19 protein-coding genes are annotated in these 19,162 nt (G+C 35.0%); 15 read left to right on the top strand and 4 right to left on the bottom strand.

Annotated features, from left to right (window positions below; translation table 11 throughout):
* Positions 1 to 84: 84 nt before the first annotated feature.
* From H3R29_RS02660 to H3R29_RS02650, 3 genes are all read right to left on the bottom strand, one after another.
* Positions 85 to 963, bottom strand: coding sequence for a YitT family protein (locus tag H3R29_RS02660; protein ID WP_046324883.1), 879 nt, complete (start codon positions 961 to 963; stop codon positions 85 to 87).
* 150 nt (positions 964 to 1,113) lie between these two features.
* Positions 1,114 to 1,650 carry a peptide-methionine (S)-S-oxide reductase MsrA gene (gene msrA / locus H3R29_RS02655; RefSeq protein WP_198202509.1) on the bottom strand — a complete coding sequence of 179 codons (537 nt, stop codon included), beginning with the start codon at positions 1,648 to 1,650 and terminating at the stop codon, positions 1,114 to 1,116.
* A gap of 150 nt (positions 1,651 to 1,800) precedes the next feature.
* Positions 1,801 to 2,628 (bottom strand): pyruvate, water dikinase regulatory protein, encoded by an 828-nt coding sequence (locus H3R29_RS02650; protein ID WP_198202513.1) that lies wholly within the window; start codon positions 2,626 to 2,628, stop codon positions 1,801 to 1,803.
* A gap of 164 nt (positions 2,629 to 2,792) precedes the next feature.
* Between H3R29_RS02650 and rpsU the strand changes: the two genes are divergently transcribed.
* The 10 genes from rpsU (at position 2,793) to rpoD (ending at position 12,899) form a co-directional block, all read left to right on the top strand.
* The gene (gene rpsU, locus H3R29_RS02645) at positions 2,793 to 2,969 is read left to right on the top strand and encodes a 30S ribosomal protein S21 (RefSeq protein ID WP_009560161.1); all 177 of its coding nucleotides are present in this window, start codon (positions 2,793 to 2,795) and stop codon (positions 2,967 to 2,969) included.
* 137 nt (positions 2,970 to 3,106) lie between these two features.
* Entirely contained in the window at positions 3,107 to 3,550 is a 444-nt protein-coding gene (locus tag H3R29_RS02640) for a GatB/YqeY domain-containing protein (protein ID WP_198202508.1), read from the top strand.
* Positions 3,551 to 3,574: 24 nt separating this feature from the next.
* Entirely contained in the window at positions 3,575 to 4,525 is a 951-nt protein-coding gene (locus tag H3R29_RS02635) for a PhoH family protein (RefSeq protein WP_046324879.1), read from the top strand.
* Positions 4,526 to 4,530: 5 nt separating this feature from the next.
* A complete protein-coding gene (gene ybeY / locus H3R29_RS02630; RefSeq protein ID WP_198202507.1) occupies positions 4,531 to 5,055 on the top strand; it encodes an rRNA maturation RNase YbeY in 525 nt (174 codons plus the stop codon).
* Positions 5,055 to 5,963: a GTPase Era gene (gene era, locus H3R29_RS02625; protein WP_046324877.1), complete on the top strand. Its 909-nt coding sequence runs from the start codon at positions 5,055 to 5,057 to the stop codon at positions 5,961 to 5,963. Before ybeY ends, era begins: the two co-directional genes overlap by 1 nt.
* A gap of 1 nt (position 5,964) precedes the next feature.
* On the top strand, positions 5,965 to 6,720 hold the full coding sequence (gene recO, locus H3R29_RS02620) for a DNA repair protein RecO (RefSeq protein WP_122026099.1): 756 nt from the start codon (positions 5,965 to 5,967) through the stop codon (positions 6,718 to 6,720).
* Positions 6,721 to 6,963: 243 nt separating this feature from the next.
* Positions 6,964 to 7,881: a glycine--tRNA ligase subunit alpha gene (gene glyQ, locus H3R29_RS02615; RefSeq protein WP_198202506.1), complete on the top strand. Its 918-nt coding sequence runs from the start codon at positions 6,964 to 6,966 to the stop codon at positions 7,879 to 7,881.
* Entirely contained in the window at positions 7,874 to 9,940 is a 2,067-nt protein-coding gene (gene glyS, locus H3R29_RS02610; protein ID WP_198202505.1) for a glycine--tRNA ligase subunit beta, read from the top strand. The genes glyQ and glyS overlap by 8 nt, the downstream gene beginning before the upstream one ends.
* A 15-nt stretch (positions 9,941 to 9,955) precedes the next feature.
* A complete protein-coding gene (gene dnaG / locus H3R29_RS02605) occupies positions 9,956 to 11,764 on the top strand; it encodes a DNA primase (protein WP_198202504.1) in 1,809 nt (602 codons plus the stop codon).
* Positions 11,765 to 11,777: 13 nt separating this feature from the next.
* The gene (gene rpoD / locus H3R29_RS02600; protein ID WP_084619548.1) at positions 11,778 to 12,899 is read left to right on the top strand and encodes an RNA polymerase sigma factor RpoD; all 1,122 of its coding nucleotides are present in this window, start codon (positions 11,778 to 11,780) and stop codon (positions 12,897 to 12,899) included.
* Positions 12,900 to 13,735: 836 nt separating this feature from the next.
* On the opposite strand, the gene H3R29_RS02595 is transcribed toward rpoD, so the two are convergent.
* A complete protein-coding gene (locus tag H3R29_RS02595) occupies positions 13,736 to 14,176 on the bottom strand; it encodes an 8-oxo-dGTP diphosphatase (RefSeq protein ID WP_198202503.1) in 441 nt (146 codons plus the stop codon).
* A 266-nt stretch (positions 14,177 to 14,442) separates the two neighbouring features.
* Here H3R29_RS02595 and H3R29_RS02590 point away from each other — a divergent pair, with 266 nt between their 5' ends.
* From H3R29_RS02590 to H3R29_RS02570, 5 genes are all read left to right on the top strand, one after another.
* A complete protein-coding gene (locus H3R29_RS02590; protein ID WP_198202502.1) occupies positions 14,443 to 15,126 on the top strand; it encodes a class I SAM-dependent methyltransferase in 684 nt (227 codons plus the stop codon).
* Positions 15,119 to 15,916, top strand: coding sequence for a Nif3-like dinuclear metal center hexameric protein (locus H3R29_RS02585; RefSeq protein WP_122037609.1), 798 nt, complete (start codon positions 15,119 to 15,121; stop codon positions 15,914 to 15,916). Before H3R29_RS02590 ends, H3R29_RS02585 begins: the two co-directional genes overlap by 8 nt.
* Positions 15,917 to 15,929: 13 nt before the next feature.
* Positions 15,930 to 17,171 carry a peptidase T gene (gene pepT / locus H3R29_RS02580; protein WP_198202501.1) on the top strand — a complete coding sequence of 414 codons (1,242 nt, stop codon included), beginning with the start codon at positions 15,930 to 15,932 and terminating at the stop codon, positions 17,169 to 17,171.
* A 332-nt stretch (positions 17,172 to 17,503) separates the two neighbouring features.
* The gene (locus H3R29_RS02575; protein WP_198202500.1) at positions 17,504 to 18,391 is read left to right on the top strand and encodes an ABC transporter ATP-binding protein; all 888 of its coding nucleotides are present in this window, start codon (positions 17,504 to 17,506) and stop codon (positions 18,389 to 18,391) included.
* Positions 18,392 to 18,396: 5 nt separating this feature from the next.
* Entirely contained in the window at positions 18,397 to 19,152 is a 756-nt protein-coding gene (locus H3R29_RS02570; protein WP_198202499.1) for an ABC transporter permease, read from the top strand.
* The last annotated feature ends 10 nt before the right edge of the window (positions 19,153 to 19,162 follow it).

The raw sequence follows: 19,162 nt of genomic DNA, 5'->3' as shown, positions 1-19,162 counted from the left end.
AAGGTAAAAGAAAAAGAACCAAGCAGTTTTTTAGCTGCTTGATTCTATTCATTTAAGCTCTATCAACAGGATTTGACAAAGAGCCTAAACTATTTCTTGTTCCTTAAAACTGCCATAAACTCGTTCTACTTCGGTAACACTCATAAAAGCATAAGGATCGCTTTTTTTAACAATATGTAAAACGTCATACATATCATATCTATCAATAACTGTAATGAGAACTTTTTTCTCGTTATGGCTGTATGCACCCTCAACATCATGAAAGATAGTGATGCCCCGGTGCATTTTTTCTTGAATGCCATCAATGATTGTTTTAGGCTTTTCTGTAACAATTGTGACTTGTAATTTTTGATGCTGAGTGTATACAGCATCGATTACACGGCCATTGATGAAAATTGTCAAAGCTGAATAAAGGGCACGGGTCCAGCCGAAAGCAAAACCCGCAGCAGCAATAATAATCAGGTTAATTAAAATACTGATTTTACCGTAACTAGTACCCGTTTTCCTTTGAATCACTATTCCAATGATATCCAGTCCGCCAGTTGAAATACCATTCTTTAGAGCAAAACCTGTTCCCAGTCCGTTGATCATACCACCAAAAATAGCACAGACAAGGGGGTCAATATGCATATTTACTGGTTGAATGACTCTCATCATAATTGAACCAAGAATGACGGTAATAATGGTAAAGAAGGTAAATTTATGGCCAATCTTTATCCACGCTAAAAGAAGTAGGGGCAAGTTAAGAACAAAGTAGAGGACTGAAGTTGACAAGGTAAAGGGCAAAAACCGCTCACTCATAGTGTTAATCAATTGTGCAAAACCAGTAACCCCCGAAGAGTACATGTGGCCGGGTGTCCAAAAGAAATTTAAAGCTACGGCAACCGCTAATGAATAAAAAAAAGATGCAGAAATTTTTGATAGTAGGTTATACCGCCGATTGAACGCGTCAAGTTGATCCATTGTTAATAAATCCTTTTTATTAAGCACTCTAATTAATTTTTATAAAATAATAAAATACTAGTTTTCATATTAAATATAAAAACTAGTATTTTTCTTAAGTATACTAACACAACTACGTAAAATTTAAAGCACTTTTGGTCAAAACTTTGATTAATTCTGCCAATGTTTTTTTATGAAATCTGCTCTGCCACCAGACTCTTCAAGATTGTACCGGAAAGGATTTTTTTTGTAAAAATCCTGATGGTAATCTTCTGCCGGATAAAACGGCTTAGCAGGCTCAATTTGAGTAACAATGGGGTCATCAAATTTGCCGCTTTTTTGTAAAGCTTCTTTTGAATTTTCAGCTGCTTCTTTTTGAGCAGGGGAATTATAAAAAATTACTGGACGATAGTTATCTCCACGATCCTGAAATTGTCCGCTTGCGTCTGTAGGATCCGTTACTTGCCAATAGTAGTCCAATAATTTCTGATACGATATAATTTCAGGATCAAAAGTTATTTCCACGGCCTCTGTGTGACCAGTAGTTCCAGTGCAAACTTGCTCATAAGTAGGATTTGGGACATGACCTCCTGTATATCCAGAAATCACTTTCTTAATTCCAGGCAGTGAATCAAAAGGTTTAACCATGCACCAGAAGCACCCACCAGCGAAAATCGCAGTATCTAGTTTTTTATTGTTTGCTTGCATAATTTGGCCCTTTCTATGAACTAAAAGCTGTTATTACCTACTTCTATTTTATTTTTTGAGCCATTTTACTGCAATTAATCAGCCTATGAATTCTTATACTTGGTGATTTATTAAATAAGCCCTTTTCAGCTTAAAATATGTCCCTAGAAATTACTTTTGTACTCCTAAATGATTCATAATAATAGCTGCTGTTTCTTCAATTGAGCGGTGTGCAACATTAATTACAAAACAGCCTAATTTATCATAAAGCTTTTGTGCAGAATCCAATTCCTTTTTAATCGCATCGGTATTAGAGTAAGATGTATCAGGACTCAAGCCATAAGAAATCATTCTTTCCCGCCTAATTTCATTTAAAACGGATAAATCGTTAGTCAAACCGATAATCTTTTTAGGATCAATTTGATATATTTCCTTAGGAATATGGGTGTCAGGAACCAGAGGTAAATTCGCTACCTTCAAATTTTTGTTTGCTAAAAATAAAGATAAAGGCGTTTTTGAAGTCCTTGAAACTCCCAGCAGAACAACATCTGCTTCCAAAAACCCTTTAGGATCCTTCCCATCATCATACATTACAGCAAACTCCATTGCAGAAATCCGATCGAAGTATTTTTGGTTCATTTTGTGTTGTGCACCAATTTTTTGCTCAGGTTTAAGACCAGTCAATTTTTGAATAGACTCAATTGCAGGTGATAAGATATCTACACTTTGTATGTGATGTTCTCTGACGAAACGAATAACTGGTATTTGCATTTCATCTTTTACCAAGCTGTAAATAAGTAACAAATTAGGGTATTGTATTATCTCTTCAAAAGTCTCCTCTAATTTTTCCTTATTGATTATGAAAGGATATCTTCTGTAAGTGATTTGTGCGTCAGGAAATTGTGCTGCGGCAGCTACAGCATTATTAAACGCTGTATCTCCGGCAGAATCTGAAATAATTATAATGTTAACTTCTTTTTTTGGTGTCTCTTCAGCCATCATTTACTCCTTTTTTAATTTATTATACAATTTAACCAAAGTCATTAACAGGTTAACTTTTTTCTAAAAAATATTGAACGTTTGTATTGACCGATTGTTGATGTTTGATATAATTTAGTTAAATGTATGACGGTAACGTCAAGAAATGGAAGGAGGGATCACATATGGCCAAGACAGTCGTTCACGAAAACGAGTCTATTGATGATGCTCTTCGTCGTTTTAAACGTTCCGTTTCTAGAAGCGGTACTCTACAAGAATACCGTAAGCGCGAGTTCTATGAAAAACCTAGCGTTCGTAGGAAACTCAAGTCTGAAGCAGCTCGTAAACGTAGACATTATTAATTATAAACGACTTTTATCAAAAGATAGAAGTCGTTTTTTTATTACAAATATCAAAAGTTTAAGGCATTATTTAATTTAAACTAAGGTTCAAATTTGATATAATTTACCTAGACTTTACACAGAAAGAGGGAATTTATTTGAGTTTGTCTGAGCAAATAATGTCAGATATGAAAGACGCAATGAAAGCACGTGATAAAGTAAAATTGAACACAGTGCGCATGATAAAAGCAGCTTTGATGAATGAAAAGATAAAAGCTGGTCATGATTTAACCGCTGATGAAGAACTGACAGTTCTCAGCAGAGAAAAGAAGCAGCGTGAGGAATCAATTGCAGAATTTACCAAGGCTAATAGAGACGACTTAGTTGGAGAAACCAAACAGGAACTAGCTATTGTTGAAAACTATTTGCCTAAGCAAATGACAGATGAAGAGCTCAACCAGGCTGTTTCCCAAGCAATTTCTGAAACTGAAGCTAAGGGCAAGTCCGATTTTGGCAAAGTGATGAAAGCTTTGATGCCTAAAATAAAAGGTAAAGCTGATGGTAAAGCAGCTTCTAATGCGGTGCGCAAGCAGTTAGGTTAAACGCAAGAAAAGGAGCAGAGTTATTTGGCCCAAACCAATTTTATTCCTAAAAATCCTGAAAATATCCAAAAACTAGTTGGAGTTAATGATAGTAACTTGAATCTTTTATCAACTGGCTATAATACTAGTGTAATTGACACTGGTAATAGCATTGCCATTCAGGGTGAAGATAAAAATATCAAGAAAGTATCAGCTGTTCTGCAAGCTTTGGATAATGTAGTTAATGCCAATATCAACATTGGTCCCGCTGATGTTGTGAGTGCCATGAAAATGGCCGATAAAGGTACTACGGAATATTTTCCTGACTTATACAAAAAGATTTTAATTCGGGATGCTAAAGGCAAACCGATTAGAGTTAAAAATATGGGGCAGAAAAAATATGTAGAAGCAATTGAAAAAAATGATGTTGTATTTGGTATTGGTCCTGCCGGTACTGGTAAGACATTTATAGCGGTGGTATGTGCAATTGCTGCTTTTAAAAGAGGAGAAGTTTCTAGAATTGTATTAACTAGGCCTGCTGTTGAAGCAGGAGAGTCATTAGGCTTTTTACCTGGTGATTTAAAAGAAAAAGTTGATCCTTACTTAAGGCCAATCTATGACTCTCTTTATGCTATATTAGGAACAAATACTACTGATCATTTAATGGAACGGGGAGTTATTGAAGTAGCTCCTTTAGCTTATATGCGCGGACGCACTTTGGATGATGCTTTTGTGATTTTAGATGAAGCTCAAAATACCACTGATGCTCAAATGAAAATGTTTTTAACAAGACTGGGTTTCAATTCAAAAATGATTGTTAATGGTGATATGACTCAAGTTGATCTTCCTGGAAAACAACATAGTGGATTAATTGATGCCCAGAGAATTTTAAAAAATATTGCTGAAATAAAATTTATTTGGTTTTCAGCTAACGATGTTGTTCGTCATCCGGTTGTTGCCAAGATTATTAATGCATATGAAAAGGAAGATAAATAAAATTAATGAACCCAATTGATATTACTTTCAATGATGAAGTTGGTTTTCTTGATGATAAAACGCGTGATTGGAAGAAATGGATTAATGACCTTCTTTTGCTTGCTAAAAATGATATTGCTAAAAAGAATAACTTGGAAATGAGTATTAATTTTGTTGATGAAGAGAAAAGCAATGAAATTAATAAGAAATATCGTGACAAAGACAGACCGACTGATGTTATTTCGTTTGCCATTGAAGATGGTGAAGACCTGTTGGATTACAGTACATTTGAAGACGATCCAGAATTCAGTGAGGATATAGGCGATCTATTTATGTGTCCGAGTGTAATTATGCGTCATAGTAAGGATTATGGTACAGGTTGGGAACGCGAATTTGGTTATACCTTGGTTCACGGCTTTCTGCATCTTAATGGGTATGATCATATTAAACCAAATGAAGCAAAAGTAATGTTTAAAATTCAGGGTAAAGTTTTAGAAGAATATGGGTTGCCACTATATCCGGATCAACTTGATGAAGGCAGAGGAAAATAATGACTGATGATATAAAAAATAAATCTGGTTTTGTTGCTTTATTAGGAAGACCTAATGTTGGTAAATCTACCCTAATGAATTATTTAGTAGGTCAAAAAGTTGCTATTACCTCAAGTAAACCTCAGACTACGCGTAACAAGATTTCTGGCATTTTAACCACTGATGATATGCAGGCGGTTTTTGTTGACACTCCCGGTATATTTAAGCCTCACCTTGATTTAGATAATTATATGGATAAAGCCAGCTTGTCTAGCTTAAACGATGTCGATCTCATTTTATTTATGGTTGAACCAGAAAAAATGGGCAAAGGTGATGCTTATATTACTGATTTGTTGAAAAAAGCGAAGGTTCCAGTTTTGCTTCTTATTAATAAAGTAGATCAGGTTAATCCCAACGCACTGTTACCAATTATTGATCAATACCGTCAACTGGACATTTTTAAGGAATTTTTGCCAGTTTCTGCAACGCAGGGAATAGGGATTAGTGATCTGATTCAGGTGTTGCATCAATATTTACCTGTAGGACCAAAATATTATGGAACAGATCAAATAACTGATCGCCCTGAATATTTCATGGTAGCAGAATTAATTCGTGAACAAATTTTAAACCTGACTGCTGAAGAAGTTCCTCATGCTACTGCTGTTTGGGTCGAACAAATGAATAAGCATGAAAATAATAAACTGCAAATTGAAGCTACCATCTATGTTGAAAAGAATGGTCAAAAAGGAATTATTATTGGCAAAAGCGGAAAGATGCTGAAGCAGATTGGCATTAATTCCCGACATCAAATTGAAGATTTGTTAGGTGAAAAAGTCAATTTGCATCTCTGGGTTAAAGTTCAACATAATTGGCGTTCTGATCCACGCTTTTTAAAGCAAATAGGCTATAATCCCAAGGATTTTAGCTAAAATGGCACGACAATTAAAAGAAGTGCAGGGGATTATTTTTAAAAGGCAAAAATACCGTGAGGCAGATTTATTGGCAAAAATAATGACCAAGAATAATGGAATAATTACTCTACTTGCTCATGGAGCACTTAAGCCAAAATCAAAACTAGGTGCATCTTTACTTAATTTTTCCTATGGCACTTATGTCATATATTTTACTGGTCACGGTCTAAGTACGCTCAGAACTTATAAAGACGTCAGTCAATTTGATGGCCTGTTTAGTGATTTAACTAAAAATGCATATGCTTCTTTTATCCTTGATTTGATAGATCATGCTTTTATTGAATATCAAAATCTGGGTAAATACTATAATCTGGCAAATTTTGCGTTACAAAAAATTAACGCTGAAACTGATCCTGAAATGATCACCCAAATTGTGCAAATGCAATTATTGCAAGCTTATGGCGTTGAGCCAGAAATGCGTCATTGCGTTATTTGTGGTAAAGAACAAGGCGAATTTGATTATTCCATTAAAAGTGGTGGCATTTTATGTAGTCAGCATTTTGATACAGATCCTGGCCGATTACATTTAAAACCAAAGGAAACTGCTGTTTTAAGAACGATCTTTTTACTTCCTTTTGAACGGTTAGGCGACATCAAAATAAATACTGCTACCAAAACGGCGACCCGTAAGGCTATTGACCGCATATATCAGGAAACAATTGATCTTAACCTCAAAACTAAAAAGTTTTTAGATGAACTTAAATTAAACGAGTGAGTCTTCTGCTTCACTGAATTTTATGGTAAAATAATAATGTATTTTGGCGATAATGAGGATAAAAAAAGTACCTGTTAAGCGAGTGCAAAACAGTGGGAGAGCATCTGGGAAAAGGCACCTCTAGTCAATTTAATTAAGAGCAGGAATTATTTCCTGAATTAGGGTGGAACCGCGATTAAATCTCGTCCCTATGCATGTTTTGCATAGGCTTTTTTTATGGTCTGATGCAGGAAGGAAATATAAATGGCAAAGAAAAAATTAACTATTCAAGATATGGTTTTTAAATTAGAAAAATTTTGGTCTTCAAAGGGCTGCATGGTAATGCCCTCTTACGATGTTGAAAAGGGAGCAGGAACAATGAGTCCCTATACTTTTTTACGCGCTGTGGGACCAGAACCATGGGCTGCATGTTATGTCGAGCCATCAAGACGTCCGGCTGACGGTAGGTATGGTGATAACCCTAACAGATTGTTTCAACATCATCAATTCCAAGTGGTGATAAAACCTGCACCGGAAAATATTCAACAATACTACTTAGACAGCTTAAAAGAACTAGGTATCAATACACTTGAGCATGACATTAGGTTTGTAGAAGACAACTGGGAAAACCCTTCAATGGGCTGTGCCGGTGTTGGTTGGGAAGTTTGGCTTGATGGAATGGAAGTAAGTCAGTTTACTTATTTTCAAACCGTTGGTGAACTTGATGTTAAACCCACAATGAGTGAAATTACCTACGGTGTGGAACGATTAGCTTCATATATACAGAATGTCAACTCTGTTTTTGACCTAGAGTGGGGCAATGGCGTTTTGTACCGTGATATTTTTAAAGAAGCTGAATATGAGAACTCCAAGTATGCTTTTGAAGAATCAAATCAGGAAGATCTTTTACAGTTTTTTGATGTCTATGAAAAAACAGCTAAAGAATTAATCGGCTTAAATTTAGTTCAACCGGCATACGATTATATTTTAAAATGTTCACACACTTTTAACTTGCTTGATGCCAGGGGAGCTGTTTCAGTTACTGAAAGAGCGGGTTATTTAGCTCGAATTAGAAATTTAGCTCATGAAGTAGCGGTATGTTTTATAGAAGAACGTGAAAAAAGAGGCTTTCCATTATTGAAAAAAGCAGAAGATAAGAAAGCAGGACTTGAAAATGGCTAAAGATTATTTATTTGAAATTGGTACTGAGGAAATGCCAGCTCATGTTGTTGAACGGAGTGTTAAACAGCTTGCGCAGAGAACAGAAAAGTTTCTTAAAGAAAAAGGTCTTAACTTTAAATGTACTAAAACTTTCTCAACACCTCGGAGACTAACTGTTTTAGTTGAAGATTTAGCAGAAAAACAAGAAGATATTGATGAAATAAAAAAGGGACCGGCAAAGAAAATTGCTCTTGATCAAGATAAGAATTGGACCAAAGCCGCACAGGGATTTGCCCGTGGCCAGGGAATGACCACTGACGATATTTATTTTGACAAATTAAAAGGTACGGAATACGCTTACGTGCATGTAAAAAAAGAGGGTAAAAAAACAAGTGATATCCTGTTGGGAATGAGTGAAATCATTAAGTCTATGACTTTTCCCACAAAAATGCGGTGGGATTCTCACGAATTCGAATTTGTCCGTCCTATTCACTGGCTTGTTTCACTATATGGCAGTGATGTAATACCCGTAAAAATTCTTGACATTACAGCTGGTAGAAAGACGGCAGGGCATCGTTTTCTGGGAGATAGCGTAGTTTTAGCCAATAGTTCCGATTATGAAGATGCGTTAAAAGATCAGTTTGTGATTGTTGACGCAAATAAACGTCGGAAAATGATCATTGACCAAATGAATAAATTGGTTAAGAAAAATAATTGGCAAATTAAACCTGATGAAAGTTTACTTGAAGAGGTAACAAATTTAGTTGAATATCCTACTGTTTTTGCAGGTTCTTTTGCTAAAAAGTATTTGCAGATGCCCAAAGAAGTTCTTATCACTTCGATGAAGGATAATCAGCGTTACTTTGAAGTCTATGATCAAAATGGAGAATTAATTAATCATTTTATTGCTGTGCGCAATGGTAATAAAGATTACTTAGAAAATGTGGTTTCAGGAAATGAAAAGGTCTTGGTAGCACGACTTGATGATGCGCAATTCTTCTATGATGAAGACAGAAAATATCCTCTAAGTCACTTTGTACAAAAATTGGACAATGTTTCGTTTCATGACAAAATTGGCTCAATGTCTGAGAAGATGAAGCGTGTCAATATCATTGGTGATTTCTTAGCAAAAAGATGGCACCTAGATAAGCAAGTTGTCAGTGATTTCGATCGTGCTAGCCAAATATATAAGTTTGATTTGGTAACTCAAATGGTAGGAGAATTTGCTGAATTGCAAGGTGTCATGGGCAAGCATTATGCCAAATTGGCTGGTGAAAAGGATGATGTTGCCGCAGCAATTGCAGAGCATTATATGCCAACCACTTCTGAAGGAAATTTGCCCAAAACAACTGTTGGCTCCTTGTTATCTATAGCAGATAAATTAGATACTATAATTACTTTCTTTGCTGTTGGTATGATTCCCAGTTCATCAAATGATCCATATGCTCTTCGCCGCTATGCTTATGGTATTGTGCGCATTTTAATAAATCAGAATTGGTCATTACCTTTTAATGATGTCTTACCAGAGATTGTGTCGGTTCTTGAAAATCAAACTCCAGCTAAGCTGCCTAAAAAAGCTGAACAGGAAGAAGAAATTTCTTTATTTATCCGTGATCGTATTAAACAGTATTTACAGAAAAATAATTATAAATATGACATAATTGATGCAGTTTTAGCTTCAAGTCAGCAGGATCCCATACAAATTTTAGCTGCAGCAAAAGTTTTGCAATTACATCATGATGATGATAAATTCAAACCAGTAGTTGAAAGTTTAATTAGAATTAATAATATTTTGAAAAAGGCAAAATATAAAGGTAAGAATATTGTTAACAAGGACTTATTTGATAACGATACCGAAACCCAACTTGCCGAGGGCGTTAACGATTTAAGTAAAATTGATAAGTTAGCAGATCTTTATGACGGATTTGTGAAATTACAGCCAGTAATTGATCTTTACTTCGAAACTAATATGATTATGGCTAAAGATGAAGCTGTTAAAAATAATCGTTTGGCACAGCTAAGTGATGTGGCACAACTTTCAAAGCGATTGGGTGATTTAAGCAAATTAGTCATTAAATAAAAAGTAGGTGCAAAGATGGCCGGTCTTATACCTGAAGAAACTATTGCTAAAGTTCGTAATAATGTCAATATTGTAAATGTCATAAGCCAGTATGTTTCTCTAGAAAAGAAAGGCAAAGATTATGTTGGTCTTTGTCCATTTCACGAAGAAAAAACTCCTTCTTTTACTGTTAATGAAGGGAAACAATTTTTTAAATGCTTTGGCTGTGGCAAAGGTGGTAATGTGTTTTCTTTTCTAATGTATAAAGAAAATCTTACATTTCCTGAAAGTGTTCAAAAAGTTGCTGATTTTGGTCATATTGATATCGGGCAATATAATAACCAAAAACCAAAGTTTTCCAATATTTTAATAAAAATTAATGAGGAGGCTGCCGATTTTTATCATAAAGTATTAGTTTCAACAAATGCTGGTAGACCAGGATATAATTATGCTAAACAACGTGGTCTTAACGATGAAATAATTGCTCATTTTCGTATTGGTTATGCTCCTAAGCAAAACAATTTGCTTTTGACTTATTTAAGAGACCAGAAATTTAAAGATGAAGATTTGGCTGAGAGTGGCTTATTTGTGCAATCTCAGACTGGTGAATTATTTGATCGCTTTAGAGATCGGCTGATGTTTCCTCTCACTGATGAAGGCGACTATGTGGTTGGATTTTCTGGTAGAAGGCTTTCGCCAGATAAAACAGAAGCTAAATACATTAATAGTCCTGAAACCAAAATTTTTACTAAATCTAAAACTCTTTTTCATTTTGCGGAAGCAAAAAAAGCAGTCCGCAGTGAAAAGCATTTAATTTTGTATGAAGGATACATGGATGTAATTGCGGCCTATAAAGCAGGAATTAAATCTGGTATAGCTTCTATGGGAACCAGCTTGACTGATCAACAGATATATATGTTACGCAGGATCACTAAAAACATCATCATTAATTATGACGGAGATGATCCAGGAATTCACGCTGAAGAACGTGCAGCCAGAATGTTTAATAATATTGGGGACTTTAATTTAGGGATAGTAGTTCTGCCGGAAAAGCTGGATCCTGATGAATATGTAAAGAAATATGGTTGGGAAAAATATCAGGAAGAAGTTAAAGGTGCTTTAACTCCTACAGACTTTTTTCTTAAAAGGTTGGCTCAAAAATATAATTTAGCAAATGACCGGGAAAAATTAGCTTATCTCGACGAAGCAGTGAAAGAGATTGCTCAATTGTCTAATCCAGTAGAGCAAGATCTATATTTGGATAAGATTTCGCAACAACAAGGTGTTTCTAAGGATTCACTCAAAGTTAATTTTACCAAATATCGCAGACAGCAAAATGCGGCTAGAAGGCACCAAGCCAATTATAGTGCGCAACCTGAAGAAGCAAATAGCAACTATTCCGGCTCTTTTGTTGAACCTGAACAGAATTATAGTAAAAACGATCCTATTCAAACTCGGTTATTATATTTATTTATTCATTCAAGACATGCTCGGGAATATTTATTATCACATCAATTTTTATTTCCAGACTCTAAATATCAAAAATTAGCGGAATTATGGTTAAATTTTAGTGAAAATCAAGAAAATCCGGGAGTTAATAGTTTTTTAGATTTTATTCCTAGTGAACTTCAAGGTATAATAGTTAATGCTGAAATGACAGACATGCCCCAGGATTTTTCAGACCGCGAAATCGATGAGCAAATTAATGCTTTAAACAGGCGAAAAATTGATTTTAAATTGCAGCAATTAATGAATGATTTACAAGATGCTAAACGTAAAACTGATACGGATGAAATATTAAGTATTACTCGTAAAATTTTGCAGTTAAAAAGAATCCAGGGTTAAAGGGGGGCTTATTGTGGTAGAAAATGGAAAAACCGCTAACACCGAAAAATTATCTTTAGACAAAATGGTCAAAAAGGTAGTTAAAGATGTTAAAAAAGATAAATCTATTACTGAAAAAGAATTCGTTGCTCAATTGATTAAGCCCTATAAACTACAGGGAAAAGCAGTTGACCAATTAGTTCAGGAATTTGAAGATAATGGCATTAGCATTGTTGACGAGAAGGGTAATCCTTCGAGATTAGCTTTAAAAAAGCAAAAAGATGTTGAAAAGGCTGAATTAAAAGATATGTCGGCACCTTCAAGTGTCAGAATGAATGATCCAGTCAGAATGTATCTGAAAGAAATCGGCCGCGTACCCTTACTAAATGCTGATCAAGAAATTTCTTTGGCAAAAAGGATTGAAAAAGGTGATGAAGAAGCTAAACAAGAATTGGCTGAGGCCAATCTTCGTTTAGTGGTTTCTATTGCTAAACGTTATGTAGGCCGTGGTATGTCGTTTCTTGATTTGATTCAAGAAGGAAATATGGGTCTGATGAAGGCCGTGGACAAATTCGATTACAGCCTAGGTTTCAAGTTCTCAACTTACGCAACTTGGTGGATTAGACAAGCTATCACCCGTGCGATCGCCGACCAAGCTAGAACTATCAGAATTCCGGTCCACATGGTTGAAACAATTAACAAGTTGATTAGAATTCAGAGACAACTGTTGCAGGACTTAGGACGTGAACCAACTCCTGAAGAAATCGGGGCAGAAATGGATATGCCTACTTCTAAAGTTAGGGACATTTTAAAAATTGCACAAGAACCAGTATCTTTGGAAACTCCTATTGGTGAAGAGGATGATTCACATTTAGGTGACTTTATTAAGGATAAGGATGCAACTAGTCCTGAACAACATGCTTCATACGAAATGCTCAAAGAACAATTAGAAGAAGTGCTTGACACTTTAACTGATCGCGAGGAGAATGTTCTTCGCTTGCGTTTTGGACTTGATGATGGTCGAACTAGAACACTTGAGGAAGTTGGTAAAGTGTTTGGAGTTACGAGAGAGCGTATTCGTCAAATTGAAGCTAAAGCTTTACGTAAACTAAGACATCCAAGTAGGTCAAATCAATTACGTGATTTCCTAGATTAGTTAGCCAAACAAAAGACAAGATTTGAAAAATCTTGTCTTTTTTATTAGCTAAAAGTTAATTCGCTGGCACCATGCTTATTTTCTAGTCCCCATTGCTGCAAATTATATGCGATAACACTTTTTCGCTTACCTGATAATAAGAAAAAGGCAAAATGAGATAAATTGAAGTCGTCAAAATTAAATACTGCCAATTTAAAGCATTAGGCCCAGTCATAACCGTAGAAGCAGTAGTTAAAAAAAGTATATCATAAACTGCATGATAGCCCATATTAACCAAAAAAAGTATTGTATATAAATAAACTGCAGCAAAAACAATACCTGCCGCAAACGAATTTATAATTTGCAACCATGAATGATTAAAAACTGTAAAAATCTCCGGGATAGAAACAAGCAGCTTTTCAAACAATAACAAGTTATAATTTGCTCAAATTATGATTTATTTTACTCCCATGTTAGTTCTGCCATAGGAACTAGCATAACTAGTTCATACAAAGAAAGAGGAGTTAACAAACAGATAAAGTTCTTAAGTATTAAAAACTTTGTTAAAACCTGCTCCGATTTTGTGAAGTACCAAAAAATATATTTGGACTTTAACGGCTTGAAAATAATGATTAAATTGGACTATTTGCTTAAAGATGTTTTCGCGTAGAAGGGTTAGTTGCAGAAGAACCATGATAAACAAAGTTAGCAAAATTATTAGGGCCATAATTCTGCTTTTAGTCAGGGCTTAATAGATAAAAATAATCCAGGTACCATAATAATCAGAATTTCTTGGACTACTATTTGTCCTAAATGCTAACGCTTAATTGCTGGTTCAGAAAGCATTTCGATACTTCTTAAAATAATTCATCCCGTTTACCGTCCAAGATATGCTCATCAATATCTTCGTTAAAGTATACCAGCAAGTCGCGGTCAAAATTATATGCTAATTCATGTTGGAAAAGTTCTTCTTTAGTCATCCACGTCAATTTGCCTTCCCTTGAGGCTTTGACTGTGCCAGTGAATTCAGTCGCTATATAAAAAAGAACAAGATAGCGGTGATCATTTTCATCATAAAATTGCTTAATGCCACATAGGCGCGGGTTTTTGATATTTAAATTTGTTTCTTCTTTAACTTCCCGCACCACTGAATCATAAAAGGATTCATGATCTTCAACATGGCCACCTGGAAAAGTAAGTCCTGGCCAAGAGGGGTCATTACGATTCAACACTAATATTTTATTCTTGCTTTTAATCATACACATATTCGTTAAAGTAACTGGTTCGGTTCTATCCATTAAATGAAATATCTCTTTCTTTTAAGTCTTACAATCAATTATAAAATAGCAATTTAGAAAGAAAAAGAAAATTTTTACACTTTGTTTTAATATAGCAAGCAATGATTTTTGCTTTAGTTCTAAATGAAGCTAACAGATGTATCAGCGCTGTCAGACCGCCAGATTGATTTAGAAACTAATAATAAGAGTAACTAAATTCGTTATTTTATTTTTATCTTATAAAAAGCATTATGCTAAAATTCTATTATAAAGAAAGTAGGATGAGGATGAATTTACGATTACGTACTTTAGCACAAATGGTTGATCAAGGAGCCCGAATTGCTGACATCGGAACAGATCACGCTTATTTACCGATCCAATTAGTTAAAGAAGGTAAAGTTGATTATGCTATTGCCAGCGACGTAGCAGCTGGGCCTTTAGAAAATGCTGAAAAAGATATCATTGCTGCTGGCTTAAAAAACAAAATTGAAACTCGTTTAGGATCTGGACTTGAAACAATTAGCGCCAAAGACAGAATTGATACAGTGGTAATTGCCGGTATGGGTGGCAAGTTAATGACCAATATTTTAAACGAAGCTTGGTCAAGAAATTTTCATTTTGCTACATTAATTTTGGAGCCTAATGTGGGGGAGCCGGGTGTGCGTGAATGGCTTTCAGCACATAAGTATCAAATTATTAACGAAAAAATTATCACTGAAGCCGGGCATATATATGAACTGATTAAGGCACAAGAGCTGGAAAATACTATCAGTTTAACTGATCGGCAAACATTTTTTGGACCTGAAATTCTAAAAGAAAAAAATCAAGTTTTTTATCAAAAATGGCGTGATCAATTAGCTTACCATCAAAGGCTGCTAACTAATTTAAATAAGGCCCAGGAAAAAGATGGGGCACATATTAAGCAAATTGAGTATGAAATAAAAATGATTGAGGAAGAAATAAATGACTAAAGTAGAGGATATAGTTGCCGTTTTAAGGCAACACTTTCCAGAAGAAATAGCTAGCCAAGGTGATCCAATTGGCATCCAAATAGGCTCACTTGAGCAAAATGTCACTAAAATAATGACCACCTTAGATGTCAGACCACAAGTGGTGGACGAGGCAGTGCAAAATGGTGTTGACTTGATTATCAGTCATCATCCCTTGATGTTTCGCCCCGCTGCAAACTTGGATTTTGCCAATCCCCAATATGCTATGTACGGTAAAATAATTGCTCATGGCATTACGGTCTATTCTATTCATACCAATTCAGACAAGGCTGAAGATGGCTCAAGTGATTGGCAAGCTGAAGAGTTAGGTTTGAAAGATGTTGAACCGTTTTGTCCAGACGATGATGGAATTGCCATAGGACGCAAGGGGAGATTGCTTCAACCACTATCTGCCGAAGAATTTGCTTATTACGTCAAAGACAAGATGCAGGTAAAAATGGTAAGATTAATTACTGCTGATAATCAGCAGACTATTTCTTCAGTTTGTTTTATCTGCGGTGATGGCGGCAAATATTGGCATCAAGCAGTAGAAGAGAATATTGATGCTTTTATTACAGGAGATGTTTATTACCATACGGGCCACGATATGATTTCTGCCGGTCTGACGGTAGTTGATCCGGGTCACTACACTGAAAAGATTTTTAAAGAAAAAATTTATCAAAAGTTGCTTGAATGGAATAAAAAACATTCTTGGAATGTCGAAATTACCCAATCTGAAGTATCAACTAACCCATTTCAAGATTTATTTTAATTAAGGAGATAAGATGGAGTATCCAAATTTATTACCAAGATTTTTAAAATATGTCAAAGTTAATTCACGCTCTGATGAGCATTCAGACAGGTTTCCTTCAACTAAGCGTCAAGAAGATTTTCAAAAACAGGTTATTTTACCTGATCTCGAAGAGCTTGGCCTGAAAGATGTGCATTATAATCAAAAATCAGGGTGTGTTATTGCCGAAATTCCAGCTAATGTAGATTATGATGTACCTGTAATGGGACTTCTAGCACACTGTGATACCGCAGACTTCAATGCGGAAAATGTCAAACCGCAAGTTCATGAAAATTATGACGGCAAATCAAAAATTCGCCTTGGAGATTCCGAATTCTATTTAGATCCTGCGGAATTTCCTAACTTAAGAAAATATGCTGGCCAAACTATTATTACGGCTTCAGGTGACACCTTATTAGGTGGGGATGATAAATGTGGGGTAGCAGAATTAGTTACATTAGCAGAATATCTGTTAAACCATCCTGAAATTAAACACGGCAAAATTCGCCTTGGTTTTACTCCAGACGAAGAAATTGGCATGGGGGCCCAGCATTTTGATATTGATGAATTTGGGGCAGATTTTGCTTTCACGGTTGATGGCGGAGCTCCTGGTAAGTTAGATTGGGGCACTTTTTCTGCTGCTACTTTCACGCTTGATATTCAAGGAGTAAATGTGCATCCTTCTGTGGCAAAAGATCAGATGATTAATGCTATCCAAGTTGGCATTAACTTCCAAAATCAGCTTCCACAAAACGAAGTGCCTGAAAAAACGGCGGGCAGAGAAGGCTTTTATCATCTTACCAATTTTACTGGTACAGTTGATAACGCACAAATGGAATACATCGTGCGCGACTTTGAAAGAGATGGTCTGGAAGATCGTAAAAATAAAGTTAGATCTATTGTCAATCAAATGAATGAGGATTTCGGGACTGAGAGAATTAAGCTGAACATGAGAGATCAATATTACAATATGGCTGATATTCTTAAAGATCACATGGAAATTGTTAATTTAGCTAGAAAAGCATATAAAGCTGAAGGCTTAACAATTAATGAAGACCCTGTAAGGGGAGGGACAGATGGTTCACTTCTGACTTATAGAGGTTTACCTTGTCCGGATCTTTTCTCTGGTCAAGAAAACATGCATGGCAGGTTTGAATATACCGTTCTGGAGTCCATGGCAAAAGCAGTAGACGTCATGATAAAAATGGTACAAATGAATGCTGCCGCTAATAAGTAGTGAAACAAAAACGGCTCTTTTTAAGGCTGTTTATAAAAAGATTAAAAATTAAAAGCTTGTTCTGATAAAGGAATTTAAGCTTGTAAAAGGTTAGCAAAATTATGCACAGTTATTAAAAATATGCTAACGAGCACCTAAAATCATTATCAAAAATGGTTTTAGGTGCCTTTTTTATTTCTTGTAATATTAACAGGCAAGATGTGGAACATTTAAATTATTCTAAGACTTTTGATTAAAAATAAATTTGCAAAAAAATAAAATTTATTTTATTATACTAGTGTATTACTTATGTAGCTCACTAGTATAATAATTTTTAGTAAGGATGATTAAGAGTGAAAAATATTAATGCACTACAACTGGATAATGTTAGTACATTTGTTGGCAAAACTGTGCTAGTCAAAAATGCTACTTTTGAAGTTAAACCTGGTGAAATAATAGGCTTAATTGGACCAAATGGTGCTGGGAAAACCACCATTATGAAAACCATCTTGGGCTTAATGAAATTCAAAGGAAAAGTTGAAGTTAATGGGCAAGAAGTTTCTGAAAATGATCATCATGCTTTAAACAAGGCAGGTGCATTAATTGAACATCCTGCAATTTACCCATTTCTTACTGGTAAACAAAATTTAACTCTTTATGCTCATGACCAAAAAGATATGGCACATTTGATTTCCGAATTACAAATGGATTCGTATATTAATGATAAGGCAAAAGGGTATTCTCTTGGCATGAAGCAAAAATTAGGCATAGCAATCGCCTTACTAAATCAACCTCAAATTGTAATTCTTGATGAACCAATGAACGGATTGGATATTGAATCAACGATTCGAATAAGAAAATTAATCAAAAGATTTTCTGATCAAGGAACAGCTTTTTTAATCTCAAGTCATATTTTAAGTGAATTACAAAAAGTAATGACGAGAGTTGTCTTAATCTCTGGGGGACAAATTATTTTGAATAAAGAGGTTGCCGATTTTGAAAAAATTAGTCACCAAAAATACCATTTGACTACTGAAAATAATAAACTTGCAAAAAAGATTTTTGCTGCTTACCAGATCACGTTTAAAGCAAAAGAAAACTATTTGATAGTAAGCCAAAAGGATATATACAAAATAGAAGATCTGCTTTTTAACGAAGGTGTTCATTTAAAAGAAATTTTGCCGCTTGAAGCCAACCTTGAACGAATTGTAGTTGATGTCTTGGAAAAGAAAAGGGGATAGACAGAATGCTTATAAGCTTTAAACAGGAAATCTATAAATTAAGGCATGAAAACATTGCTCTGTATGGTCTGATTATTCTCATTGTAACAATGATTTACAACTTTTTTACTAATCCTATTACAAGCCAATCCCTTAGCTACGGATTTGGTGCAATTGAGTGGATTCCTTTAATAGTTATTACCGTAGCATCTGCAATTTTTTCAATGGAATACAAGAATAACACGATTATCATGCTGGAGTATAAGACTTCAAGCAAGTTTCAAATTTACTTTTCCAAGTTTTTGGTTGTATTAGTCTATAGTTTTCTCCTAACAGTGATTGCATTTCTACTTACCTTGATGTTAAGCGTGATCTTTAATACTGGCAGATATGATTGGTTAGCCGTTCATAATGGGCATACTCTTTTAAATGGTCTATTAGCTAACCTGGCAGGAGCATTGATTTATTCCTTTTTTAGCATTGGCTTATCCTTTATGCTCATTATGCTGGTTAAAAATAATTCCGTAGTAGTTTGTTTTGGAATTGGACTAGCATTTTTTGGTGCCAGCTTTTCCAAAGGATTAATGCAAACCTTTCCCCATTTTATAAGTACTATTAAATGGAACTTTTTAAATATGACTTTTATTTCTCAGCAATTATCAAAGCCAAGTCTTAGCTTAAAATCGAACTTATCAAGTCTTGAACTAATTATAGCCAATATCGTTTACGGCATAATTTTTATGGTCTTGGGATACTATCTATTCAAACATCGACGAGTATAAAGAGAGGAGA

Source organism: Lactobacillus sp. M0393, from assembly GCF_016102025.1.
Classification (GTDB): Bacteria; Bacillota; Bacilli; order Lactobacillales; family Lactobacillaceae; genus Lactobacillus; species Lactobacillus melliventris.
This window is presented reverse-complemented; position numbering and strand designations above follow the sequence as displayed.

Excerpts from the sequence above, each read along its gene's own strand:
- H3R29_RS02585 (WP_122037609.1), top strand. The coding sequence starts at position 15,119 with ATGACTAAAGTAGAGGATATAGTTGCCGTTTTAAGGCAACACTTTCCA.
- H3R29_RS02570 (WP_198202499.1), top strand. The coding sequence starts at position 18,397 with ATGCTTATAAGCTTTAAACAGGAAATCTATAAATTAAGGCATGAAAAC.
- rpsU (WP_009560161.1), top strand. The coding sequence starts at position 2,793 with ATGGCCAAGACAGTCGTTCACGAAAACGAGTCTATTGATGATGCTCTT.
- ybeY (WP_198202507.1), top strand. The coding sequence starts at position 4,531 with ATGAACCCAATTGATATTACTTTCAATGATGAAGTTGGTTTTCTTGAT.
- glyS (WP_198202505.1), top strand. The coding sequence starts at position 7,874 with ATGGCTAAAGATTATTTATTTGAAATTGGTACTGAGGAAATGCCAGCT.
- H3R29_RS02595 (WP_198202503.1), bottom strand. The coding sequence starts at position 14,176 with ATGGATAGAACCGAACCAGTTACTTTAACGAATATGTGTATGATTAAA.
- H3R29_RS02590 (WP_198202502.1), top strand. The coding sequence starts at position 14,443 with ATGAATTTACGATTACGTACTTTAGCACAAATGGTTGATCAAGGAGCC.
- glyQ (WP_198202506.1), top strand. The coding sequence starts at position 6,964 with ATGGCAAAGAAAAAATTAACTATTCAAGATATGGTTTTTAAATTAGAA.
- era (WP_046324877.1), top strand. The coding sequence starts at position 5,055 with ATGACTGATGATATAAAAAATAAATCTGGTTTTGTTGCTTTATTAGGA.
- H3R29_RS02650 (WP_198202513.1), bottom strand. The coding sequence starts at position 2,628 with ATGGCTGAAGAGACACCAAAAAAAGAAGTTAACATTATAATTATTTCA.
- H3R29_RS02660 (WP_046324883.1), bottom strand. The coding sequence starts at position 963 with ATGGATCAACTTGACGCGTTCAATCGGCGGTATAACCTACTATCAAAA.
- recO (WP_122026099.1), top strand. The coding sequence starts at position 5,965 with ATGGCACGACAATTAAAAGAAGTGCAGGGGATTATTTTTAAAAGGCAA.
- pepT (WP_198202501.1), top strand. The coding sequence starts at position 15,930 with ATGGAGTATCCAAATTTATTACCAAGATTTTTAAAATATGTCAAAGTT.
- msrA (WP_198202509.1), bottom strand. The coding sequence starts at position 1,650 with ATGCAAGCAAACAATAAAAAACTAGATACTGCGATTTTCGCTGGTGGG.
- dnaG (WP_198202504.1), top strand. The coding sequence starts at position 9,956 with ATGGCCGGTCTTATACCTGAAGAAACTATTGCTAAAGTTCGTAATAAT.